Here is a 23,889-nt window from a genome sequence, read left to right on the forward strand (position 1 = left end):
AGTCATGGTCACGGGCCTGTCCCCTCCCGGCCCGTGCGGTCCCCTCACTCACTCTGCGCCCGACCGACCGCGCACGCCATTCGGGTCGGCCGGCCACCAGCAGGTGGTTCCGGCCCGTCTTCGATTCGAACGAATATGCGAACATGGAGGTAGAGTGCTTCTTCCGGTCCTGATGAATCGGGATGAGATGGCAGAGATCCGTAAAGGGGGGTCATGAGCAACAGGAGGTGTGTATGTCGTTTACGCACCTCCATGCCGCGAGCGGCTATTCGCTGCGGTACGGGGCCAGTCATCCGTCCGCGCTGGCCGAGCGGGCCGCCGAGCGGGGCCTCGACGCCCTGGCGCTGACCGACCGGGACTCCCTGGCGGGCGTGGTGCGCTTTGCCAAGGCGTGCGCGGAGGCCGGGATCCGGCCGCTGTTCGGCGTCGATCTGGCGGTGCCCGGCGTGCCGGCGTCCGGCCCGGTGCCGCCGGAACGGCAGCGGACCGCTCCCGCCCGGGGCGGTGCGTTCGTCACGGAGCCGCCGCGGCGCGCGGTCTTTCTGGCCCGGACCGAACGCGGCTGGGCCGAGCTGTGCCGGCTGGTGACGGCGGCGTCGGACCAGGGCGTCACCTGGGACGACCTGTCCTGTCCGGACGACGAGCTGTTCGTCCTCCTCGGGGCGGACTCCGAGGTGGGGCAGGCGCTGGCGTCGGGGCGGCCGGACCGGGCCGCGACCCTGCTGGGCCCCTGGCGGACCCGGTTCGGCCGGTCGCTGCGCATCGCGACGTCCTGGCACGGGCGGCCCGGCACCGGCCCGGGGTCGCTGCGGCTGGCCGCGCGCCTGCTGGGTTTCGCCACCGAGCAGCAGGTGACCCCGGTGCTCACCAACGCCGTGCGCTACGCCGACCCGGACCGGGGCGAGGTCGCCGACATCCTGGACTCCGCCCGCCTCCTGGTGCCGATCGACGACCGTGACGCGTCCCGGCTCGACAGCGGGCAGCGGTGGCTGAAGGACACCGGGGAGATGGAACGGATCGCCGGGCGGATCGCGGAGGCCGCGGGCGGCCGGAGCGGGGACGCGCGGCGGCTGCTGGCTGCCACCGAGGAGACGGCCGAGGCCTGCGCGGTCGATCCGGGCGGCGCGTTCGGGCTGGGCCGGCTGAACCTTCCGGAGCCCGAGCTCGTCGGCGCGAGCGCCGACTCGGCGGACCGGGCGCTCGCGGACCGGTGCGCGGCGGGCATGCTCGGCCGCGGCTACCACCGGGAGGGGGAGCGCTGGGACCGGCTGGAGGAAGAGCTGCGGATCATCGCAGGGCACGGCTTCGCCGGATACTTCCTGACCGTCGCCGAGGTCGCGGCACAGGCCCGGCGGCTCGGCGTCCGCGTGGCCGCGCGCGGCTCGGGGGTGGGTTCGCTGGTCACGCATCTGCTGGAGATCAGCCCGGTCGACCCGGTGGCGCACGGCCTGGTGATGGAGCGCTTCCTCTCCGAGCACCGCACGTCCCTGCCCGACATCGACCTGGACGTCGAGTCCGCCCGCCGCCTGGAGGTCTACCAGGCGGTGCGGGAGCGGTTCGGGGGCGACCGGGTGGCGACGCTCGCCGTCTACAAGACGTACCGGGCGCGCGGGGCGATCGAGGTCGTGGCCCGCGCCCGCGGCATGGCCCCGGACCGGGCGGCCCGGCTGGGCAAGGCGTTCCCGCACATCCGGGCCAAGGACGTACGGGCCGCCCTCGCCGAGCTGCCGGAGCTGCGCGAGGTCGCCGCCGAGGACCACGGGCGGCTCTGGGAGCTGGTGGAGGCGCTCGACGAGCTGCCGTTCGAGGCGGCGATGCACCCGTGCGGGCTGCTCGTCTCCGACGCGGCGCTGGTACGGCGTACCCCGTTGGCGCCGACCACCGTGGACAACATCGCCATGTCCCAGTTCGACAAGGAGGACATCGAGGACACCGGGCATCCCAAGATCGACGTCATCGGGGTACGGATGCAGTCGGCGCTCGCCCACGCGGCCGCCGAGATCGAACGCGTCACCGGCGAACGGCTCGACCTGGACGACCCCGCGCAGGTGCCGCCGGACGACCCGGCCACGTACGACCTGATCTCCTCCGGGGACACCCTGGGCACCTTCCAGCTGGAGAGTCCCGGCCAGCGGGAGCTGGTACGGAACCTGCGGCCGCGGTCGTTCGGAGACCTGGCGCTCGACATCAGCCTGTTCCGGCCCGGACCGGTCGCGGCGAACATGGTGGATCCGCTGATCAAGGCCAGGGACAGTGGGAGCGGGACCCGTTACGCGCACCGCGACCTGCGGACGATCCTGGCGGAGACCGAGGGGCAGGTGGTCTACCACGAGCAGGTGATCGCGATCATGGTGCAGCTGACCGGCTGCGACCGGGGCACGGCCGACGAGGCCCGCCGCGCCCTGTCCGTCCCCGAGCGGCAGGGCCGGGTCCGCGCCTGGTTCGCCGACCGGGCGCGCGGGCGCGGCTACTCGGTCCAGGTCGTACGGGACGTGTGGAAGACCCTGGAGAACTTCGGCAGCTTCGGCTTCGCCAAGGCGCACGCCGCGGCCTTCGCGCAGCCCGCCTACCAGTCGAGCTGGCTCAAGGCCCACCGGATGGCGGCCCTGCTCGCCGGACTGCTCACCCACGACCCGGGGATGTACCACAAGCGGGTCCTGGCCGCGGACGCCCGACGGCACGGGGTGCCGCTGCTGCTGCCCGACGTCAACCACTCCCGGGCCGCACACATAATCGAACTGGTGTCTGGTAAATGGGGGGTGCGGATCGGTCTCGCGCAGGTGCGCGGCATCACCGAGGCCGAGAGCGGACGCATCGTGGCGGGGCAGCCCTACACCTCGGCCGAGGACTTCTGGCAGCGTGCCCGGCCCAGCCGCCCGCTGGCCGAACGCCTCGCCCGGGTCGGCGCGCTGAGCGCGTTCGGGTCCCGCCGCGAGCTGCTGCTGAAGGTCGCCGAACTGCACCGCTCGGGACGCGGTGCGGGCGGATCCGCGGCCGGTCAGCTCCCCATGGCGGAGGCGGGGAGCGCGCGGGACGCGGGCAGCCCGGAAAGCGGTCCCGGGGCGGAGGGCGACAGCGCGGACGACGCTGCCACGGGCCTGCCGGCCATGGACGCGTCCGAACAGCTCGCCGCCGAACTCGACGTACTCGGCATGGACATCTCCCGCCACCTCCTCGACGAGCACCGCTCCCTGCTCGCCGACATCGGCGCAACCCCCGCCGCCGGTCTGGCGGGCCTCCGGCACGGCGCGACCGTGCTCGTCGCCGGCGTCAAGGTCGCCACCCAGACCCCGCCGATCCGCTCCGGCAAGCGGGTCATCTTCGCCACCCTGGACGACCCCACGGGCCTGTCCGACCTGGCGTTCTTCGAGGACAGCCACGGGCGGTGCGCCCATACGGTGTTCCACAGCAGCCTGCTGCTCGTGCGCGGCACCCTCGCCCGCCGTCCGCCGCGCGCCTTCAGCATCACCGGCACGGCCGCCTGGGACCTGGCCGAGCTGATCGACCTGTACCGCGAGGGCGGCCCCGCCGCCGTCGCGGACCGGCTCACCCGCGCCGATCCCGCGCCGCGCAGGGCCGCGCCGCGCCGCACCCTCACCCAGTCGAACGGCTTCGCCCTGCACCCCTGGGCCGACCTCCAGCCGCCCGGCGCACCGGCCTCCGCCGGTCTGCCCGCCCTCGACGCGCTCGACGGACGGTCCTTCCACCACGCGAGCCCCGGAAGCGCGGGGTGACCGGGATGATCCTCTACCTCCACTTCGGCGACCCGCAGCCGGACCCCGCCTACCGGCGACTCCTCGACATGGTCGGCGAGTTCACCCCCGTCGCCCAGGCCCTGCCGCCGGACGCGGCCCTCGCCGACGTGTCCGGGAGCACCCGCTACTTCGACCGCGACGCCGCCGGGCTCGCCGCCCTGATCCGGATGCGCGCGGCCGCGCTCCACGGCCTCGACGTGACGGTCGGCATCGGCCCCAACCCGCTGCTCGCCCGGCTCGCCGCCCACCGCGGGGAGCCCGGCGCCATCCGCACCATTCCTGACGACCCCGAGGCCATCACCCGATTCCTCGCCGGGCTCCCCGCCGCCGCACTGCCCGGCGTCGGCCCGGCCACCGCCCGCACCCTGGCCTCGTACGGACTGCGCACCGCCGACCGGATCGCGGCCACCCCGCTGCTCACCCTCCAGCGCATCCTGGGCGCGGCCTCCGGGCGTGAGCTGCGCGACCGCGCGGCAGGCATCGACCCCACCCGCGTCACCGCCGGCGCCCCGCCCCGCACGGTCGCCGCCGAACACCGCTTCGGCCGGGACGAGTCCGACGCCGCCCGCCGGCAGGCCGCCCTGACCCACCTGACCGAACAGCTCGGCGCCCGCCTCCGCGACCAGCGGCAGACCTGCCGGGCGCTCACCCTGACCGTCCTGTACGCCGACCGTACGGGTCAGGCGTCGATCACCCGCAGCCGCACCCTGCCCGAAGCCACCGCGCACACCCCCCACCTGCGCGCCACGGCCCACGCGCTGCACGGCGCTCTGGGGCTCCAGCGGGCCCGGGTCCGCTCGCTGGCCCTGCGCGCGGGCGAACTCGGCGACGCCGCGTCGGCCTCCCGGCAGCTGACCTTCGGCCCCGACGACGACCGGGCCCGCCGCATCGAGGCCGCGGCCGACCGCGCCCGCGCCCGCTTCGGGGCGGGCGCGGTACGGCCCGCCAGCACGGCGGGGATGCGGTGAGTGGAGGCGCGCTGTGGGGGCCTCACCCTCCCAGGTGCTCCGCCCGGTGCGCCGCCCACCGCTGCATCAGCGAGCCGAACTCCTTCTCCAGGAACCGGAAGAACTCCAGGGTGTCGTTGATCCGGCGGCCCTGCGGGGTGTCCGGCCCGAACTGTTCCACGCCCTCGCGCATCGTGGTCTGCCAGTTCCTCAGGATCGCGTCCCGTTCGAGCAGCGCGTCGTACCACTGGTCGCCCTGGACGCGATAGCGCTCACGCCGGGACCCCGGCTCCCGCTCGCGGCTGACCATGTTGACCTGGGCGAGGTAGCGGACGGCCCCCGACACGGCCGCCGGGCTGACCTTCAGCTGCCCGCTCAGCTCGGCGGAGGTGAGTGCGCCCTGCTCCGAGGAGAGCAGGGCGGCGAAGACCCTGGCCGGCATACGGGCCATGCCCGCCTGGACCAGCTGGGCGGCGAAACGTTCCACGAACCGGGAGGCGGCCGCCGCCTCGTCGTCGCCGTCCGTGCGGTTCTCCGTCCGCCGCTCATCCATGTTCCGACCTCGGTCTCCGTGGTTCCCGGCGCTCGCGTGCCGTCCGCGCCCCGGGCCGGGCCCGCGAGCGATTCATACGCTTCTTTAACTTCACGCATTTCTGAAAGAAGCGTAACTTCGGAACATGAAGAAGGCCATCACCGTCTCCGGACTCCACAAGTCGTTCGGCCCGACACACGCCCTCGACGGCCTCGACCTGGACGTGCGGGCCGGCGAGGTCCACGGCTTCCTCGGACCCAACGGGGCAGGCAAGTCCACGACGATCCGCGTCCTGCTGGGGCTGCTGCGTGCCGACTCCGGAGGCGTCCAGCTCCTGGGCAAGGACCCGTGGAAGGACGCGGTCGAACTGCACCGGCGACTCGCCTACGTCCCCGGGGACGTCGAGCTGTGGCCCGGTCTCACCGGAGGGGAGGCCATCGACCTGCTGGCGAAGCTGCGCGGCGGCCTCGACCGGCGGCGGCGCGACGAACTCATCGACCGGTTCGACCTCGACCCGCTCAAGAAGGGCCGCGCCTACTCCAAGGGCAACCGGCAGAAGGTCGCCATCGTCGCTGCGCTCGCCTCCGATGCCGAACTGCTTCTCCTCGACGAGCCCACGGCGGGCCTCGACCCCTTGATGGAGGTCGTCTTCCAGGACGTCATCCTCCAGGCGAAGGCGGCGGGGAAGACCGTGCTGCTCTCCAGCCACATCCTGGCCCAGGTCGAAAAGCTCTGCGACCGCGTCAGCATCGTCCGCCAGGGCCGCACCGTGCAGTCGGGCACGCTCGGCGAGATGCGCCACCTCACCCGGACGACCGTCGAGGCCGAGACCGAACGCCCGGTCACCGGACTCGACGCCCTGCCCGGTGTCCACGGTCTGAGGGCGATGGACCTGAGAGTGCACTTCGCCGTGGACGGCGCCCACCTCGACGCCGCGATCCGCCGGCTCGGCGCGTTCGGCATCCGGAGCCTGACCAGCCACCCGCCGACACTCGAAGAGCTGATGCTGCGTCACTACGGCGACGAGATCGCGCCCCCGGCCTCCTCGTCCGCCTCGGATGGCGCTGCCCGATGACCGGTACCCCGACGCCCCTCGGCACGTCCCCGAAGCCCACGCCCGGCTGGATCCGCCCCGCCGCCTTCACCGGCACCGGGATCCTCCTCCGGTTCGGCCTGCGGCGCGACCGCGTCCGCCTGCCCGTATGGCTGCTCGCCCTCACCCTGGGCACCCTCGTCACGGCGGCCGAGTACACGACGCTGTATTCCACCCCCGAGGAGCGCGCCGCGGCCGTCAGCTCCATGGACAGTCCGGCCGCGCTCGCCATGACCGGCCCCCGCGCCTATCTCTCCGACTACACCGCCGGCGCGATGCTCGGCCACCAGATGCTCGGCTTCATGGCCGTCCTGGTCGGCCTGATGAGCGTCCTGACCGTCACCCGGCACACCCGCGACGAGGAGGAGACCGGCCGCGCCGAACTGGTCCGCTCCACCGTCGTCGGCCACCACGCCCAGCTGGCCGCCGCCCTGTCGGTCGCCGTCGTGGCCAACCTCGGCCTCGCCCTGCTGCTGGCCCTGGGCCTCACCGCGACGGGCACCGACGGAGTCGGTCCGGGCGGGGCCCTGCTGTACGGCCTCGCGCATGCCGCGATCGGGCTCGTCTTCGCCGGTGTCGCCGCGATCACCGCGCAGATCACCGCACACACCCGGGGCGCGTCGGGCATGGCGCTCGCGACGATCGGTGCGGCCTACGTGCTGCGGGCCTCCGGCGACGTGGGCCAGGACGCCCTGTCCTGGCTGAGCCCGATCGGCTGGATCCAGCGCACCTACGTCTTCGTCGACGACCGCTGGTGGCCCCTCGCCCTCTGCCTCCTCCTCGCCGCCGCGACCGCCGCCCACGGCTTCGTCCTGAGTACCCGGCGTGATGTCGGCGCGGGCCTCCGCCCCGCGCGGCTCGGCCGGCGCACCGCGTCCGACGCACTCACCCGGCCCTTCGGCTTCGCCCTGCGGCTGCACCGGGCGACCTTGCTCGGCTTCGCCGCCGGACTGTGCCTGATGGGCGTCATGTACGGCTCGATCCTCGGCCAGGCCGCCGACATGGTGGCGAGCGTCGAGCAGCTCCAGGAGGCGCTCGAGGACATCGGCGGCGCCTCCCTGGCCGAGTCGTTCGCGTCCATGGTGATGGTCGTCGTCGCGGTCGTCGCCGCCGTGTACGTGGTGATGGCCGCGCTGCGACCGCGCGCCGAGGAGAGCGCCGGGCGCGCCGAACCGCTCCTGGCCACCGGGCTCTCCCGCAACCGCTGGCTCGGCAGCCACATCGCCGTCGCCCTGACCGGCGGCACGGCCCTGCTCGTCCTGGCCGGGCTGTGCTTCGGCATCTCGGGCGCGGCGTCGACGGGGGACGCGAGCCTGGTCCTCGAACTGACCGGGGCGGCGGCCGCGTACGCCCCGGCCCTGTGGGTCACCGTCGGAGTGGCCGTCCTGCTCTTCGGCTGGGTCCCGCGGGCGGGGACGGCGGCCTGGATCGTGCCCGTGTACGCGTTCCTCGTCGGATACCTGGGGCCCATCCTCCAGCTCCCGGACCGGCTGACGAACCTGTCGCCCTTCGGCCATGTGCCCCGGCTCCCGGCCGCCGGAATGACCTGGACCCCCCTGCTGCTCCTGACCGCCGTCGCGGCCGGACTGATCGCGCTGGGCCTCGCGGGCTTCCGCCGCCGGGACCTGGAGACCAAGTGAGGGGAGCGCACCCCGGACCGGGCCTCACCACCCGGTCCACAGCAGGTGGTTGACGAGCAGGGCCGGCACCACCGACGCGATCAGCCACCACCGCGCACCGCGGCGGGGCAGCAGCGCCGCCGCGGGCAGCAGCCACAGCAGGAACGGCTGCCAGATCCGCTCCGTCTCCGCCTTGCTCATCCCGGAGAGGTCGGCGGCGAGCAGCGCCACCAGCGCCGCCAGGGCGAGCAGCGCCAGCCTCCCCTCCGGGGAGCCCCCCGAGGAGCCGCCCCGCAGCGCCCGTACGGCGCCGGGCGCGGCCATCGCGCTCCGGCGCAGTCCGGCGACCGCCGCGAGCCCGGCCGCGACGGTGGCGCAGGCCAGGTTGCCCCAGACCCAGTAGGCGTACGGGCGAACGCCCCCCGCACCCTGGTAGTAGCGCTCGACCAACAGGTGGTAGGCGGTCCACCAGTTGAACCCGGCGAGGGTGAAGGCCACCGGGACCACCAGCGCGCCGAGCAGGAACACCGGCACTGGGCGCGCGGTCCGGGCGAGCACGAGAACCGCGAGCAGGACGGCCGCCATCAGCCCCAGCCCGTAACTCAGGTAGCAGGTCCACCCGAACAGCAGACCCCCGCCGGCCGCGGCCAGGGCCGGGAAGCGGACCCGGCGGGTGGCGGCCAGGGCGAGCAGCGCCACCGACCAGGCGACGACAGCGGTGAAGTACCCGTCGGCGGAGACGCCCGCCCAGACAGCGGCCGGAGCGAGGACGAGGAAGGGCGCGGCGCGGCGCGCCAGGCGCTCGTCGGCCAGTACCCGCACGGTGATCAGGGCGGCCAGCACCGCCGAACTCCCCACCACGACACACCAGACCGCCGCCCAGGCGCCGCCGCCGAGACCGATGCGGTCCAGCCAGACGAAGGTCAGCGTGGCGCCCGGCGGGTGCCCGGCGACATGGGCGGGCCAGTTGCCGGGCGCGTCGAGCAGGATGTGGTCGGTGAAGCCGCGCAGGGTGGCGGGGATGTCCTCGAACCGGTCGATGACCCGCAGGTACTCGTGCTTGGTGGTCAGCCGCTTCGCGACCCCGCGGTACCAGCCGTCGATCAGCGCCATCGAGAAGACCCAGGCCATGGAGCCGGCCCAGGCCGATGCCAGCAGCCCCCGCCAGGGCAGCCGGGCGGCGAGCGGCGGGCCGTACGCGATCACCAGGACGGCCATGGTGAGCGCGGCGGGGGTGCCGGGACCCAGGTGGGGGTCCCAGGAAGCCAGGAAAGGCGGCCACTGGGCGAACAGGGTGCCGTCCCGGTCCTGGATGACCCGGCCGATGATCACGGCGGCGGCCACCAGCAGCACGCCTGCGGCGGCGGCGATCAGGTCGGCCCGCCTCGCCCGCCGGGCGCGTTCGTCGATGCGGTCCGACGGTGCGGGCCGGCCAGGTCCCGTGCCGTCGGCGGTGTCCGTGGGGGTGACGTCCTCGGTCTTCACGCTGGCACGCTATGCACTGCGAGCGGCGATCGGGCGTTACGGCGGGGCCGCGTCACCGAACCGTCAGATCCGGCCCGCCCGGCACGTCCTCCTTTCGCGGTGCTCCGCGGCTCCGGCCCCGTGACCCCGGCCCCGTGGCCGACCGCTCCATGGCTCCGGCCCTGTGGCCCCTTCCGCGCCATCGCTCCGGCCCCGCGGGCCGGCTGTTCCGCGGCTCGGGCGTTGCTCCCTCCGACGGTTCTGCCATCCGGCCGATCGCATCCCCGGCCCGTTCCGCCACCGGGCCGATCGCCTCGCCGGCCCCATCTGCCATCCGGCCGATCGCATCCCCGGCCCGTTCCGCCACCGGGCCGATCGCCTCGCCGGCCCCATCTGCCATCCGGCCGATCGCATCCCCTGCTCCGCTCCGTCCTCCGGCCGACCGGTCTCCCCGGGCTGTCGTGCCGTCCGGCCGGTCACCTTCCCGGCCGTCGTGCCGTCCGGCCGCGGTGCCGGATGCCGCTACGTCAGAATTCCGTCAGGAGTCGCAACCACCCTTCGACGGTGTTCCGCGCATAGCGTCGGTCCCATGCCCGAACGCCGCCGCATCCGTTCCCTCCCCGGCGCCCTCCGCGCCCCGCGTACCCCCGCCGACCCGGGTTTCTGGCGCAGCCCCGTCCGAGGGGCGCGCTTCACCGCCGTACTCGGTGTCGTGCTGCTCGCCGGACTCACGCTGCTGTTCGTCACCGGTCTGCTCTCGTACGCCGCCTACAACCCGGACCTGAATCCGGTCAACGACAAGACCCCGGACAAGGGCCTGCTGGGCTTCTACCTGTTCTCCTGGCCGACGAGCCCGCACTGGCTCTACCGGCTCACCCAGGGCCTGCACGTCACCGTCGGGATCGTGCTCGTGCCCGTCCTGCTCGCGAAGCTCTGGTCGGTGATCCCCCGGCTCTTCGCCCTGCCGCCCGCCCGTTCCGTGGGCCACGCCCTGGAACGGCTCTCGCTGCTGCTGCTCGTGGGCGGGGCGCTGTTCCAGTTCATCACCGGACTGCTCAACATCCAGCTGGACTACATCTTCCCCGGGTCCTTCTACCCCCTGCACTTCTACGGCGCCTGGGTCTTCCTGGCCGGGTTCGTCACCCATACGGCCCTCAAGGCGCCGCAGGCCTTTCGGGTGTTGCGCAATGGTGTTCCGCGCGGCGGGGCCGACACGCTCGCCGCCCCCGACCCGCTCCCCGCCACCGTGTCCCGGCGCGGCGCGCTGGCCATGGTCGGCGCCGGTTCGCTTCTGCTGCTGGTGACCTCGGCCGGCCGCAGCTTCGACGGGCCGCTGCGCCGTATCGCGCTCCTCACCCCGCGCGGCGGCACCGACCCGGGGCCGGGGCCGAACGCCTTCCAGATCAACAAGACGGCCGCCGCCGTACGGGTCACCCCCGCCGACACGGGGGAGCGCTGGCGGCTGACGGTACGCGGGCCGGCCGGGGAGTTCCGCTTCTCCCGGGCCGAACTGCTCGCCATGGAGCAGCACAGCGCGGCGCTCCCGATCGCCTGCGTGGAGGGCTGGTCCACCTCGGACCAGCAGTGGCGCGGGGTGCGGCTGCGCGACCTGGCGGCACTCGCCGGACACCCGGACCGGCCGCCGGGCGTGTTCGTCGAGTCGCTCCAGCGCAGCGGCTCCTTCCGTAAGGCCGCGCTGCGCGACAACCAGGTCCGGGACAGCCGCTCGCTGCTCGCGCTGGAGGTGAACGGCGCCCCGCTGTCGCCGGACCACGGCTACCCGGCCCGGATCATCGTCCCCGCCGCGCCCGGAGTCCTGAACACCAAGTGGGTCGAGACCCTGACGTTCGGAGAGCTGTGATGTCCACCCGGGCCGTACCGCCCCGCCCCACCCGGCCCCGCCGCTCGCGCTTCGCGCCGGGCCGCCTGTACGGCGAGGGCCCGCTCCACCTGATCCTGCTCGTCGCCACGTTCTGCCTCGCCGGCTACGCGGGCGTACGGCTGCTGGACGGGGACACCGTCGGCGTCCTGCTCTGGTTCGCCGGATCGGCCGTCCTGCACGACCTGGTGCTGCTGCCGGTGTACGGCGGGGCCGACCGGGCGCTGCGCGCCGCGCTCGGCCCCCGGACGGCCCTCGTGAACTTCGTCCGGGTACCGGCGTTCCTCTCCGGGCTGCTCCTGCTGATCTGGTTCCCGCTGATCGCCCGGCGGACCGAGCGGCGGTACGAGGCCGCCGCCGGCACCACCCCGGACGTCTACTTCGGCAACTGGCTGCTGATCACCGGTGCGCTGTTCGCGCTCTCCGCGCTCTGGCTGCTGGTCCGGGCGCTCCGCTCCCGCACCGGGCGGCGCAGGGACACGAACGTCCGCCCCTCCGCGCCCCACTGATCGGCGGTCTGCCAGCCGCACGCGCGGGCGTGCCGCAGCAGGGCGGGCGTCCCGATCCGCGCCCAGGGGAAGGGCTCGGAGGCGGCCCCGCACACGGCGGCGGGCGAGGGTTCGCCGAGCGGCCCGCCCCGGCCGTCGTCGAGCCGGACGCGGACCCGTTCGTCCACGTCGACGGGGGCGGTCTCGGCGATCAGCAGCCCCCCGGCGCCGAGCAGATCCGCCGCCCGCGCCAGCAGCGCGGCGGGGTCGCCGCCGATGCCGATGTTGCCGTCGAGCAGCAGCAGGGTGCCCCAACGGCCTTCCCCGGGCAGCGGGTCGAAGACGCTGCGCAGCAGGGCCGCACCGCCGAGCCCGCGCGTACGGGCCACCGCCGCCTCGCTGACGTCGATGCCCAGCGCCCGGTGCCCGAGCGAGGTCAGCTCGGCGACCAGCCGCCCCGGCCCGCAGCCGATGTCCAGCACCGGCCCCTCGCACCGGTGCAGTGCGGAGAGGTCGGCGGAGCCCGCGCCGGAGCACCAGCGCTCCACGTCCAGGGGCAGCAGCCAGCCGTCGCTGCGGCGCAGGAACAGCGGGCCCCGGCCGGTGCGCAGGGCGTTGGCGTACGGGTCGGCGCCCCAGGATGCGGAGCGCCGCTCGGTCGGGCCCGAAGCGGTCGCGGGGGAGTCGGAGCGGGCCGACGCCGTGCGCTCGGACGAGGGTACGGTCGTACTCATCGCACCCCCGCCCCGGTCAGCCGGCCGAGCACGGCGGCGAACCGGCCGTCCGGCGCGGCCGACCCGACCCGGTGGGCGTCGGCCGCCGTGTCCACGTCGACCAGCACCGGCAGATCGCGCACGGCGAGCCCCGCCTCCACCAGCCTGTTCCGCTGCACCGCGCCGGTCTCCGGGAGGGACATCGGCACCCCGCGCAGCAGCGCCGGATCGGGCTTCGCCAGGCCCAGGGCCCAGAACCCGCCGTCCTCGGCCGGACCGAACCAGGCCCCGCAGCCGTCCCAGGCGTCCGGCGCGAGAGCCGGGGCGAGCAGAGAGGCGGTGAGCTGCGGGGTGTCCATGCCGACGAGAAGAGCCGGTCCGGTACACCCGCCGAAGGCCGCCGCGAGCCGCTCGTCCAGACCGCCCGCGCTCTGCGGGACCACCTCGAACCCCGGGGGCGCCCAGGGGCCGGGCCGCCCGTCGAGGACGAGCACCCGTCGCCGGGCGGGAAGGGAGAGAAGCGTCTCCAGCGTGTCGGCGAGGGCCGCGGTCGCCAGCTCGGCGGCCTCGGCGGGGGAGAAGGGCGGGCAGAGCCGGGTCTTCACCCGGCCGGCCACCGGCTCCTTCGCGATCACCAGCAGCTCCGTCGGCCCCACGGGCCCGTATGCGCTCATCGCAGGGCCCCCGTCTCGGCGTGCTCGACGCGGCCGGGCGCAGGGGTTGCCGGTGGTTCGCGCAGGACGCCCCGCATGTCGCGCACCGCGTGCCAGGTCCCGCGCCAGGTGCCGGTCACCTTGGACTTCCCGGTGCGCGGCCGGTAGGGGACGTCGGTCTCGGCGACGCGCAGCCCGGCGTCCGAGGCCCGGACCACCATCTGGAGCGGGTAGCCGCTGCGCCGGTCGGTGAGGTCCAGAGCCAGCAGATCGGCGCGGCGGGCCGCTCGCAGCGGGCCGAGGTCGTGCAGGCGCAGACCGGTACGGCGGCGCAGCATCCGGGCCAGCGCCAGATTCCCGGCGCGCGCGTGCGGCGGCCAGGCGCCCCGGGTCTCGGGGCGTCGGCGGCCGAGCAGCAGATCGCACTCGCCGTCCGCGACGCGCCGGACGAACCCGGTCAGCAGCGCCGGGTCCAGCGAGCCGTCGCAGTCGCAGAAGCAGACGAACTCGGCCTCGGCGGCGAGCAGCCCGGCGTGGCAGGCCGCGCCGAAGCCCCGGCGTTCCTCCGTGACGACGCTCGCGCCGAGGGACCGGGCGAGTGCGGCCGAACCGTCGGTCGACCCGTTGTCGACCACGATCGCGCGCCAGCCGTCGGGGATGCGGCCGAGCACCCAGGGCAGAGCGGCGGCCTCGTCGAGGCAGGGCAGGACGATGTCGGCCTTCGGGAGGCCGGGCTGCGGGGCGGGGGGACGCGGAGGAGTGGCGGAAGAATCAGTCACCCTCATCACCCTACGGAGGCAAGTCGGGCATTCAGGGCATCAGCTTCTTACGAAACATGGACATCGGCCGGATGGGTGGAGGCCGGGACCCGGTCCGCCGCGAATGGGGTGCCACAGTGGAGCCCATGGAGACCACCCCGTCCGACAGCTGTCCGGCCCCCGTCCCCCAGCGGGCGCGCGGCCGGGTCCTCGTCGTCGAGGACGACCCGACCGTCGCGGAGGTCGTCGTCGGCTATCTGCATCGCGCCGGTTACGCCGTCGAGCAGGCCGACGACGGGCCCGCCGCGCTGGCACGGTTCGCGGCACACCGGCCCGACCTCGTCGTCCTGGACCTGATGCTCCCCGCCATGGACGGGTTCGAGGTCTGCCGCCGGATGCGTGAGCACGGGCCGGTCCCCGTCATCATGCTCACCGCCCGCGGAGACGAGGAGGACCGCATCCTCGGGCTGGAGACCGGCGCCGACGACTACGTCACCAAGCCGTTCAGCCCGCGCGAACTGGTCCTGCGGGTCGACTCCGTACTGCGGCGCGCCCGGGCCGCGGGACCGGCGGCCGACGCCGGTCCGCTGTCCGGGGGCGGGCTGAGTCTCGATCCGGCGTCCCGGCAGGCCTCCCGGGACGGGCGCGCGCTGGCCCTGACACTGCGGGAGTTCGACCTGCTCGCCTTTCTCCTCCGGCACCCCGGAAAGGCGTTCGGACGGGAGGAGCTGATGCGTGAGGTCTGGGGCTGGGACTTCGGCGACCTCTCCACGGTCACCGTCCACGTCCGCCGGCTCCGCGGCAAGGTCGAGGACGACCCGGCGCGCCCCCGGCTGATCCGTACCGTGTGGGGTGTGGGATACCGCCTGGACCTGGACGCGGAGAGCGCGGGGGACCGGACGAGCGGCGGGGGGACCGGCGACCCGGCCGCTCTGCCCGCGGCGCCGCAGCCCGGAGGCCGCCCGCGATGACCGACATCCTGCTCATCGCGCTCTTCGCCTTCCTGGGCGCGGCCGTCGCCGGGCTCCTCGGCGCGGGTGTGCTGCGCCTCCTGCGGCACCGTTCGCTGGTGGTCTCGCTCAGCGTGGTCGCCGGGGTGGCCGTGGCGGCGATGCTCGCCGGGACCCTGACGGTCGCCTGGGCGATGTTCCTCTCGCCCCACGACCTCTACGTCGTCACGACCGTCGTCGCGATGGCCGCCCTCATCTCCCTGGCCACCGCCGTCCTGCTGGGCCGCTGGGTGGCCGCCCGGAGCCGTGAACTGACCCTGGCCACCCGATCGTTCGGTGACGGCGGCACCTTCGCCGTGCCCGCCGGGCAGCCCACCGCGGAGCTGGCCGCGCTCGCCCGTGAACTGGCCGCCACCAGCGCGAAGCTGGACAGCTCGCGGGAGCGGGAACGCGCGCTGGAGACCTCGCGGCGCGAACTCGTCGCCTGGATCTCGCACGATCTGCGCACCCCGCTCGCCGGGCTCCGGGCGATGGCCGAGGCGCTGGAGGACGGCATGGCGGCCGACTCGGGACGCTACCTGCGGCAGATCAGGACCGAGGTGGAGCGGATGAACGCCATGGTCGGCGACCTCTTCGAACTCTCCCGGATCCAGGCCGGTTCGCTCGCCCTGGCGCCGGCCCGGATCTCCCTGTACGACCTGGTCGGCGACGCGCTGGCCGGCGCCGACCCGCTCGCCCGTGAGCACGGTGTGCGGCTGGTCGGCGACCGGATCGACGAGGTGCCGGTGGAGGTCGACGGCAAGGAGATGAGCCGGGTCCTGGGCAACCTCCTGATCAACGCGATCCGCCGCACGCCGCCCGACGGCACCGTGGCCGTCGCCGTGCACCGCTCGGGCAGCGGTGTCGTGCTGTCGGTGACCGACGGCTGCGGCGGAATCCCGGAGGAGGACCTGCCCCGGGTGTTCGACACGGGCTGGCGCGGCAGCCACGCCCGTACCCCGCCGGCCGGGGCGGGCCTCGGGCTGGCCATCGTGCGCGGCATCGTCGAGGCGCACGCCGGACGGGCCGAGGTCCGCAACGTCCAGGGCGGCTGCTGCTTCTCCGTCACGCTCCCGACAGCGTGACGGCGCTCTCCTCACGGCGGTCCCGGCCCTCCTGGCCGCGGCCCCGCGCATCGCGCAGCGGGGCCGCCGCGAAGTCCCGCATCCCCTCGGCGAAGGGCACCCGGGGCCGCCAGCCCAGCTCCTCGCGCAGCGCCCGCGAGTCCGCCGTCACATGGCGTACGTCGCCGAGGCGGTACTCCCCGGTCACCACGGGGTCCGGCCCGCCGTGCGCGCCGGCCAGGGCGGCCGCCATCTCGCCGACGGTGTGCGGCTCGCCGCTGCCGGTGTTGTAGGCGGCGAAGGACGCGGGCCGCCGCTCCCTCACCGCCTCCAGGGCCACCGCGTTCGCCGCCGCCACATCGTGGACGTGGACGAAGTCGCGCCGCTGGCCCCCGTCCTCGTAGACCCGGGGAGCCTCGCCGCGCGCCAGGGCCGAGCGGAAGAACGAGGCGACACCGGCGTACGGGGTGTCGCGCGGCATCCCCGGCCCGTACACGTTGTGGTAGCGCAGGGACACCGCCCGGCCGCCGGTGGCCCGCGCCCACGCGGCGGCCAGGTGCTCCTGGGCCAGCTTGGTCGACGCGTACACGTTGCGCGGGTCCATCGGCGCGTCCTCGGCCACCAGGCCAGGTGTCAGTTCCGTGCCGCAGTGCGGGCAGCGGGGCTCGAAGCCGCCCGCTCGCAGATCGGCCTCGGCACGCGGCCCGGGGCGGACCGTGCCGTGCCGGGAGCAGTCGTAGCGCCCCTCGCCGTAGACCACCATCGACCCGGCCAGCACCAGGTCCCGGACCCCGGCGGCGGCCATCTCCGCCAGCAGCACCGCCGTACCGAGGTCGTTGCACCCCACGTACAGCGGGGCGTCCGCGAAGTCCTTGCCGAGCCCCACCATGGCCGCCTGGTGGCACACCGCGTCCACCCCGGCCAGCGCGGCCGCCACCGCCTCCCGGTCCCGCACATCGCCGACGGCCATGCGGTCGCCAGGGAGCCCCGGAGGTGTGCCGCCGGAGTGGGCCGAGGGCAGCAGGGCGTCCAGCACCACGCTCTCGTGCCCGGCCGCGGTGAGTGCGGCGACGACATGTGACCCGATGAACCCGGCTCCGCCGGTGACCAGTACGCGCATGACCGCCACGCTAGGCCCGGCCGGGCCCGAGGACCGGGCGCCGCGCGCACATGTCACGAGTCCGTAAGGACGTTCGGGGCCGCTCAGCGCACGTCCTGGCCGCAACTCGCCTGGAGGCGTACGAAGGGGATGCGACGGCCGGCCCGCCGGTAGGCGTCCCCGCTCCCGTCCGAGACGTCCAACCCCATGAAGGCGCAGAGCCGACGGGCGGTGCGAGGGCGGGCGGAGGCGTAGCGGGCCATGATCTCGCCGCCCTCCTGCGCGCTCAGGAAGTGCGCGGTGACGGCGTAGCGGCGGTTGCCGACCTGGACGGTGGTCTTCGGTGCGGCCCGCAGATTGCGGTACCAGGCGGCCTCGGGGCCGAATCCGGAGGCCAGGGTCCAGGTGCCCCCGACGGGGTCGTGCTCGACGACCTCCAGGGTCACCCGGCGGGGCAGGCCGCTGACGCGTCCGGTGTGGTGCAGGAGCAGCAGGCGGCCCCCGAAGACCGGGCCGAGGCCCATGCGGTAGACGGTGATGGGCAGCCGGGCGAGGCGCCGCCGCCAGCCGCGCGGCAGGGGAGGGCGGCCGTCACCGGTGGGTTGCTGCGACGTCGTCACATCGCCTCCTCGGGAAGCGGGCAGGAGCGGTGACGCGGGGCGGCCGCTCGATTCTTAGTCTGTGTAATCTTTGCACAGGCTAAAGCTTCAGGTGATCGGAGCCGAAGCCCCGGCGGCGGCGGGCCGGGTGGGCGCCCCGGATGAGGAGGTGTCGGCCGGATCGGTGGTGCGGATTCGGCCGTGCTCCGACGGTGGCCGGCGCCGGACGTTCCGGGCGTCTGCGGGCGCGACGCCTCGGCCAGATCCGATGGGCGCGCCAACAGTGCTTGTTTTCGGCCATATGTGACGGGGTGTCGGTTCCCGGCTGCCTCATCTTCCCTATCGACAAGCCGAGTTACTGAGCTTAGGCTCCCCTAAGTTCGGGTGCGTGGCCCTCCTGGGCATGCCCATGCGCCGCGCCTTTCCCCTTACGCCTGACAGGCGGCTTCCTGAATGATGGGAGTGAGATGTCACAGGTTCTTCCTGGCGGCACACCACAGGTCCACGACCTCATCGGCATCGGCTTCGGCCCGTCCAATGTGGCCATGGCGATCGCGCTCAGCGAGCACAACAGCACAGTCGGCAGGCAGGATTCGGTCACCGCCCACTTCTTCGAGCAGCAGTCGGGCTTCGGCTGGCACCGCGGCATGCTCATCGATGACGCGACCATGCAGGTCTCCTTCCTCAAGGACCTGGTGACGCTCCGGAACCCGGCCAGCGAGTTCAGCTTCCTCTGCTATCTCCAGAGCCGGGGCCGGCTGATCGACTTCATCAACCACAAGAACCTCTTCCCGCTGCGGGTGGAGTTCCACGACTACTTGGAGTGGGCCGCGGCCAAGGTCGACGACCTGGTGTCCTACGGGCACGAAGTCGTCGCGGTCACCCCGTTCGTGCGCGACGGGACCGTGGAGCACCTGGACGTGACCGTCCGGTCCGCGGAGGGGCTGTCGGTCCACCGGGCCCGCAACCTCGTCATCGGGACCGGCCTGCGTCCCCTCATGCCGGACGGCGTGGAACGCGGTGACCGGGTCTGGCACAACTCCGATCTGCTGCGCAAGGTCGACGGGCTCCAGGGCGACGCGCCGTCCCGGTTCGTCGTCGTCGGCGCGGGACAGAGCGCCGCCGAGAACGTCGCCTACCTGCACCGCAGGTTCCCCGGCGCCGAGGTCTGCGCGGTCTTCTCCCGGTACGGCTACAGCCCCGCCGACGACAGCAGTTTCGCCAACCGGATCTTCGACCCCGACGCCGTCGACGACTTCTTCGCCGCCCCCGAGGAGGTCAAGAGGCGGCTGATGGCCTACCACGGCAACACCAACTACTCCGTGGTGGACATCGACCTCATCGACGATCTCTACCGGCAGGCGTACCGGGAGAAGGTCCTCGGCGCCGAACGGCTGCGCTTCCTCAACGTCTCCCGGGTCGCCGCGGTGGCCGAGCGGGCCGACCGTGTCCGCGTCACCGTGAGATCCCTGGTGACCGAGGAGGAGGCGGAACTCGACGCCGACGCCGTGGTGTTCGCCACCGGATACAGCCCCGCCGATCCGCTCGGCATCCTCGGTCCGGTCGGCGAGCACTGCCTGCGCGACGACGCGGGCCGCGTACGCGTACAGCGCGACTACCGGATCGCGACCGACTCCGCCCTGCGTTGCGGCATCTACCTCCAGGGCGGTACGGAGCACACGCACGGCATCACCACGTCGCTGCTCTCCAACACCGCGATACGGGTCGGCGAGATCCTGGACTCGCTGCTCGGCCGGCGGGTCAAGGCCACCTCCGACGCGTCCCGGCCGGTGATCGAGGCCGTGCGGGGCGCGGGCGGTCGGACGGCCGCCGACTACCGCTGAAAAGACAGGAGTTGAGCGCTCGGCCCGCCCGGTCAGCAGCCGGGCGGCCATGCGCGGCCGATGCGAACCAAGGGATATCGTTCGTCGTCATGTTCACCACCGCAGTGGAGCGCACTACGCCGGACCCGGTGACGGATATCCGTCGGCGCAGGGCCGCGGGGCTGGCCGTCCTCACGGTGACCCTGCTGGTCGCGGCGGCCGCGTCCCTGGCGGTCGGGGCCCGCGCGCTGAGCCCCGCCGAGGTCTGGCACGGGCTGTTCGCGGAGCCCGATCCCGACCAGAAGCTCACCGAGATCCGGCTCATCGTCCAGACCGTGCGCGTGCCCCGGACGGTCCTCGCGATCGTGGCCGGCCTGGCCCTCGGGGTCGGCGGGGCGCTGATCCAGGGGTACACCCGCAACCCCATCGCCGACACCGGGCTGCTGGGGGTGAACGCCGGGGCCTCCTTCGCCGTGGTGTCGGTCATCGCCGTCCTCGGGTTCACCGACCCGTTCCAGTACGTGTGGTTCGCCTTCGGCGGCGCGGGTCTCGCCGGTGCCGTCGTCTTCGGTCTGGCGAGCATCGGCAGGGGGGCGGGCAACCCGCTGACCCTCGCCCTGGCCGGACAGGGCGTCACCGTGTTCCTCGCGGCGATGACCACGGCGGTGGCGCTCCTGGACAAGGAGTCGCTGAACGCGCTGCGGTTCTGGAACGCGGGCTCGGTCGCCGGGGTCCGCTTCGACGTCATCTGGCCGGTGACCGGGTTCATCGCCGCCGGGCTCGTCCTGGCGCTCATCACCCTGCCCGCCCTCAACCTGCTCAGCCTGGGGGACGACGTGGCGCGGGGGCTGGGAGTGAACATCGCGGTGAGCCGGACCCTCGGCATCGTCGCCGTCACCCTGCTGGCCGGGGCCGCCACCGCCGCCTGCGGCCCCATCGCCTTCCTCGGGCTCATGGTGGCCCATGTGGCCCGCTATCTGACCGGCCCCGACTACCGCTGGCTGGTGCCGTACGCAGGCCTCCTCGGGGCCGGTGTCCTGCTGGTCTGCGACATCGTCGGCCGGGTCGTCGTACGGCCGGGCGAACTGGAGGCGGGCGTCGTGGTCGCCCTCCTCGGGGCCCCCTTCTTCGCGGCCCTGGTCTGGCGAGGGAAGTTCAGGGGCGCATGAGAGAGGTCCAGGAGCGCATGAACGTGACCGGTGTGGCCGGTGGAGCCGAAGCGAAGGTGCCGATGCCGCCGGGGGTGCGGCTCGGCCGGGTGTCGTTCGTCTGGCGGCCCTGGCTGGTGCTGGTCACCCTGGTGCTCGCGGCGGCGGCCTGTGTGATCTTCTGCCTCTCCATCAGCATCGGCGACTTCCCCATCGGCCTCTCCCGGGTGATCGCCACCATCCTCGGCCGGGGTGAACAGGTCGACGAGTTCGTCGTCATGGACCTCCGCATGCCCCGGGCCCTGGCCGGCCTCGTCGTGGGCATCGCCCTGGGCGTCTCCGGGGCGATCACGCAGTCCGTGGCGCGCAACCCGCTGGCCAGCCCGGACATCCTCGGGATCACCGCCGGGGCCGGGGCCGTCGCGGTGTTCCTGGTGACGGCCACGGGCGGGACCGCCGCGGCGGTCACCGGCTCGGTCGGGCTGCCCGCCGCCGCCCTGCTCGGCGGTCTCGGCACGGGACTGCTGGTCTACCTCCTCGCCTGGCGGCGCGGCATCGACGGCTTCCGGCTCATCCTCATCGGCATCTCGGTGACCGCCGTGATGCAGGCGATCACCACCTGGCTGCTGGTCTCGGCCGACATCCGGGACGTGGCCCGCGCCCAGGTGTGGCTGGTCGGCTCGCTGGACAACCGGTCCTGGGACGAGGTCCGGGTGGCGTTCTGGGCCACGCTCGTCCTGCTGGCCGCCGTGGCCACCGTGGCCTTCCCGTTCAAACCGATGCACCTCGGCGACGACGTCGCCGCCGGACTGGGCGTCCGGTTCGGCCGGGTGCGGGCCGTCCTGCTGCTCTGCGCGGTCCTGCTGGCCGCCGTCGGGGTGAGCGCGGCAGGACCGGTCCCGTTCGTCGCGCTGGTGGCCCCGCAGGTGGCGATGCGTCTGGCGCGCCGGCCCACACCGCCGTTGATCGCCTCCGGCATGGTGGGCGCGGTGCTGCTGATCGGCTCCGACCTGATCGCCCGCGCGGCACTGCCGACCGGTCTGCCGGTGGGGGTGGTCACCGCCGTGATCGGTGGCCCCTTCCTCGTCTACCTGTTGGTACGGGCGAACCTCCGTAGATGGTAGAAGTAAGGCAGACCTCAACAAGGGGGGCTCGTGGCGGCTCAGTTCACCACCCGGACCGATGCCGGCGTCCAGGACCTCGCGCGGCTGGCGGCCAGGGGCGTCACCGTCGGGTACGGCGACCGCACGGTCATCGACGGTCTGGACGTGGCGATCCCGCCCGGGGTCATCACCACGATCATCGGCCCCAACGGCTGCGGCAAGTCGACCCTGTTGCGCACCCTGACCCGGCTGCTCCGGCCGGCCGGCGGGACCGTCGTCCTGGACGGCGAGGACATCGGCACGCTCCGGACCAAGGACGTGGCCAAGAAGCTCGGGCTGCTGCCGCAGGCGCCCCTCGCCCCCGAAGGCCTCACCGTCGCCGACCTGGTCGCCCGGGGGCGCCACCCGCACCAGAGCTGGCTGCGGCAGTGGTCGTCGGACGACGCCGACGTGGTGCGGCGCGCCCTGGCCATGACCGGGGTGGCGGACCTCGCCGACCGGGCCGTGGACTCCCTCTCCGGCGGCCAGCGTCAGCGGGTGTGGATATCGATGACGCTCGCCCAGGGCACCGATCTGCTGCTGCTGGACGAGCCGACCACCTATCTGGACCTGGCCCACGCCATCGACGTGCTCGACCTGGTCGACGATCTCCACGAGTCCGGCCGCACCGTCGTCATGGTGCTGCACGATCTCAACCTGGCCACGCGCTACAGCGACAACCTCGTCGTCATGCGCGGGGGAGCCGTCCTGGCCCAGGGGCACCCCCGGGACGTGATCACCGCGGAGCTGCTGCACGAGGCGTTCGGGCTGCGGGCCAAGGTGATCGATGACCCGGTGGGCGACCGGCCGCTGATCGTTCCGATCGGCCGGACCCACGTGCGGACCGAACCTCGGCTCGACCCTCGAACAATGTGACATTCGGCAAGAGTTGGCTATTTCTGAGTGTCAAGTGGCGCTGTCCGGAGGATAGTTGTCTAGTTAGGCTAGGCTGCCCTCACTTGATCGGGGTACAGTCTGGCTGCCCTGGTACCGGGGCGCAGTGGCCAGTGCGAAAGCAAGGGATCAACGGATGCTTCTCCATCGAACGACGTCCCGGAAGCCGTGGCCGAGGCTGGCCGCGGCGGTCTCCGCCACCCTCCTCGGGGCCGGTCTTCTCGCGGGATGCGGCAACGGCTCGACGGACGGGAAGCGGGACGAGGGCGCCCCGGCGGCGGCCGAGGGCGCGTTCCCGGTCACCGTGGAGCACGCCTTCGGGTCGACGGAGGTCACCAAGGCCCCCCAGCGGGTCGTCACCGTCGGCTACACCGACGACCAGGCCGTCCTGGCGTTCGGCATCAAGCCGGTGGGCATGGTCGACCAGTACCCGAACCCGGCCGGTCGGACCCCCGACATCAACACCCAGTGGCCCTGGGTGAAGGACGAGTGGGGCGACGCCCGCCCCGAGGTCGTCATGAAGAACGGGGACGCCGGCCCCAACTTCGAGAAGATCGCCTCGCTCCGCCCCGACCTGATCATCGCGGTCTACTCCGAGGTCGACCGGACGGCCTACGAGAAGCTCTCCAGGATCGCCCCGACCGTCGGCCGCACCAAGGGCGAGAAGGAACTCTTCAGCGCCCCCTGGCAGGACAACGCGGCGCACATCGCCAAGGCACTCGGCAAGGAGAAGGAGGGCGCCGAACTGATCAAGGGCATCCAGAACCGGCTGGACGCCGCCAAGAAGGCCAACCCCGGCTTCGGCGGGCAGAAGGCCGTCGCCCTCTCCTGGTACAAGGACTCCATCTCGGCCTTCACCTCCACCGACGTACGCGGACGGCTCGTCACGGGCACCGGATTCACCTACCAGAGCGAGATCGACGAGATCGCCGACGGCGGCTTCTCCACCGAGCTCTCGCCCGAGCGCATCGACCTGATCGATGTCGACCGCATCTTCGTCATCAACGACAAGGCCGACACGGAGGCGCTCAAGAAGTCCGAGTTGTTCGCCAACCTGCCGGCCGTCAAGAACGGCCAGGTCTCCTACCTCCTGGACAGCGAAGGCCCCGCGGTCGGCGCCGCCATGTCCCAGGGCACTCTGCTCTCCCTCCCGTACGCGATCGACGAGCTCGTCGAGTCGGCCAAGTGAGGCCGGCTCGACGGCCCGTCCCCCGGCGAGGACCGGTCCCC

At 73.6% G+C, this 23,889-nt stretch carries 19 protein-coding genes; 12 read left to right on the forward strand and 7 right to left on the reverse strand.

Translation table 11 applies throughout. From position 1 onward, the window contains the following. Positions 1 to 233 precede the first annotated feature (233 nt). The gene (gene dnaE / locus KME66_RS32715; RefSeq protein WP_216328731.1) at positions 234 to 3,734 is read left to right on the forward strand and encodes a DNA polymerase III subunit alpha; all 3,501 of its coding nucleotides are present in this window, start codon (positions 234 to 236) and stop codon (positions 3,732 to 3,734) included. 5 nt (positions 3,735 to 3,739) lie between these two features. Next, a complete protein-coding gene (locus KME66_RS32720; RefSeq protein ID WP_216329786.1) occupies positions 3,740 to 4,723 on the forward strand; it encodes a hypothetical protein in 984 nt (327 codons plus the stop codon). A gap of 22 nt (positions 4,724 to 4,745) precedes the next feature. On the opposite strand, the gene KME66_RS32725 is transcribed toward KME66_RS32720, so the two are convergent. Further along, positions 4,746 to 5,255 (reverse strand): MarR family transcriptional regulator, encoded by a 510-nt coding sequence (locus tag KME66_RS32725; protein ID WP_073224031.1) that lies wholly within the window; start codon positions 5,253 to 5,255, stop codon positions 4,746 to 4,748. Positions 5,256 to 5,379: 124 nt separating this feature from the next. On the opposite strand from KME66_RS32725, the gene KME66_RS32730 reads away from it, so the two are divergent. Then, entirely contained in the window at positions 5,380 to 6,309 is a 930-nt protein-coding gene (locus KME66_RS32730; RefSeq protein WP_216328733.1) for an ABC transporter ATP-binding protein, read from the forward strand. Further along, the gene (locus KME66_RS32735; RefSeq protein ID WP_216328735.1) at positions 6,306 to 7,967 is read left to right on the forward strand and encodes an ABC transporter permease; all 1,662 of its coding nucleotides are present in this window, start codon (positions 6,306 to 6,308) and stop codon (positions 7,965 to 7,967) included. Before KME66_RS32730 ends, KME66_RS32735 begins: the two co-directional genes overlap by 4 nt. Before the next feature lie 24 nt (positions 7,968 to 7,991). Here KME66_RS32735 and KME66_RS32740 read toward each other — a convergent pair whose 3' ends face one another. Continuing rightward, on the reverse strand, positions 7,992 to 9,431 hold the full coding sequence (locus tag KME66_RS32740; protein WP_216328737.1) for a hypothetical protein: 1,440 nt from the start codon (positions 9,429 to 9,431) through the stop codon (positions 7,992 to 7,994). Positions 9,432 to 9,999: 568 nt separating this feature from the next. Between KME66_RS32740 and KME66_RS32745 the strand changes: the two genes are divergently transcribed. Then, positions 10,000 to 11,271: a molybdopterin-dependent oxidoreductase gene (locus tag KME66_RS32745; protein WP_073224029.1), complete on the forward strand. Its 1,272-nt coding sequence runs from the start codon at positions 10,000 to 10,002 to the stop codon at positions 11,269 to 11,271. Between the two features lie 394 nt (positions 11,272 to 11,665). Here the strand turns inward: KME66_RS32745 and KME66_RS32750 are convergent, their stop codons facing one another. Genes KME66_RS32750 through KME66_RS32760 form a run of 3 tightly spaced genes read right to left on the reverse strand, consistent with a single transcriptional unit; the run spans position 11,666 to position 13,928 of the window. Continuing rightward, a complete protein-coding gene (locus KME66_RS32750; RefSeq protein WP_073224028.1) occupies positions 11,666 to 12,511 on the reverse strand; it encodes a bifunctional 2-polyprenyl-6-hydroxyphenol methylase/3-demethylubiquinol 3-O-methyltransferase UbiG in 846 nt (281 codons plus the stop codon). Then, positions 12,508 to 13,164, reverse strand: a complete 657-nt coding sequence (locus tag KME66_RS32755; RefSeq protein ID WP_216328739.1) for a DUF2064 domain-containing protein — start codon at positions 13,162 to 13,164, stop codon at positions 12,508 to 12,510. The genes KME66_RS32750 and KME66_RS32755 overlap by 4 nt, the downstream gene beginning before the upstream one ends. Next, positions 13,161 to 13,928 (reverse strand): glycosyltransferase family 2 protein, encoded by a 768-nt coding sequence (locus KME66_RS32760; protein ID WP_216328741.1) that lies wholly within the window; start codon positions 13,926 to 13,928, stop codon positions 13,161 to 13,163. Before KME66_RS32760 ends, KME66_RS32755 begins: the two co-directional genes overlap by 4 nt. Positions 13,929 to 14,047: 119 nt before the next feature. Between KME66_RS32760 and KME66_RS32765 the strand changes: the two genes are divergently transcribed. Continuing rightward, positions 14,048 to 14,872 (forward strand): response regulator transcription factor, encoded by an 825-nt coding sequence (locus KME66_RS32765; protein ID WP_073224026.1) that lies wholly within the window; start codon positions 14,048 to 14,050, stop codon positions 14,870 to 14,872. Beyond that, positions 14,869 to 15,975, forward strand: coding sequence for a sensor histidine kinase KdpD (locus KME66_RS32770; protein ID WP_216328743.1), 1,107 nt, complete (start codon positions 14,869 to 14,871; stop codon positions 15,973 to 15,975). Before KME66_RS32765 ends, KME66_RS32770 begins: the two co-directional genes overlap by 4 nt. On the opposite strand, the gene KME66_RS32775 is transcribed toward KME66_RS32770, so the two are convergent. Continuing rightward, on the reverse strand, positions 15,956 to 17,074 hold the full coding sequence (locus KME66_RS32775) for an NAD(P)-dependent oxidoreductase (RefSeq protein ID WP_073224024.1): 1,119 nt from the start codon (positions 17,072 to 17,074) through the stop codon (positions 15,956 to 15,958). The genes KME66_RS32770 and KME66_RS32775 overlap by 20 nt on opposite strands. Positions 17,075 to 17,157: 83 nt before the next feature. Beyond that, the gene (locus KME66_RS32780) at positions 17,158 to 17,673 is read right to left on the reverse strand and encodes a nitroreductase family deazaflavin-dependent oxidoreductase (protein WP_073224023.1); all 516 of its coding nucleotides are present in this window, start codon (positions 17,671 to 17,673) and stop codon (positions 17,158 to 17,160) included. Positions 17,674 to 18,119: 446 nt separating this feature from the next. Here KME66_RS32780 and KME66_RS32785 point away from each other — a divergent pair, with 446 nt between their 5' ends. The 5 genes from KME66_RS32785 (at position 18,120) to KME66_RS32805 (ending at position 23,848) form a co-directional block, all read left to right on the forward strand. Then, positions 18,120 to 19,496: a lysine N(6)-hydroxylase/L-ornithine N(5)-oxygenase family protein gene (locus tag KME66_RS32785; protein ID WP_216328745.1), complete on the forward strand. Its 1,377-nt coding sequence runs from the start codon at positions 18,120 to 18,122 to the stop codon at positions 19,494 to 19,496. 89 nt (positions 19,497 to 19,585) lie between these two features. Next, positions 19,586 to 20,644 (forward strand): iron ABC transporter permease, encoded by a 1,059-nt coding sequence (locus KME66_RS32790; protein ID WP_216328747.1) that lies wholly within the window; start codon positions 19,586 to 19,588, stop codon positions 20,642 to 20,644. 17 nt (positions 20,645 to 20,661) lie between these two features. Continuing rightward, positions 20,662 to 21,747, forward strand: a complete 1,086-nt coding sequence (locus tag KME66_RS32795; RefSeq protein WP_216329788.1) for an iron chelate uptake ABC transporter family permease subunit — start codon at positions 20,662 to 20,664, stop codon at positions 21,745 to 21,747. Positions 21,748 to 21,777: 30 nt separating this feature from the next. Further along, the gene (locus KME66_RS32800; RefSeq protein WP_216328749.1) at positions 21,778 to 22,641 is read left to right on the forward strand and encodes an ABC transporter ATP-binding protein; all 864 of its coding nucleotides are present in this window, start codon (positions 21,778 to 21,780) and stop codon (positions 22,639 to 22,641) included. A 154-nt stretch (positions 22,642 to 22,795) separates the two neighbouring features. Beyond that, positions 22,796 to 23,848, forward strand: coding sequence for an iron-siderophore ABC transporter substrate-binding protein (locus tag KME66_RS32805; RefSeq protein ID WP_073224018.1), 1,053 nt, complete (start codon positions 22,796 to 22,798; stop codon positions 23,846 to 23,848). The last annotated feature ends 41 nt before the right edge of the window (positions 23,849 to 23,889 follow it).

This window comes from Streptomyces sp. YPW6 (genome assembly GCF_018866325.1).
Lineage (GTDB): Bacteria > Actinomycetota > Actinomycetes > Streptomycetales > Streptomycetaceae > Streptomyces.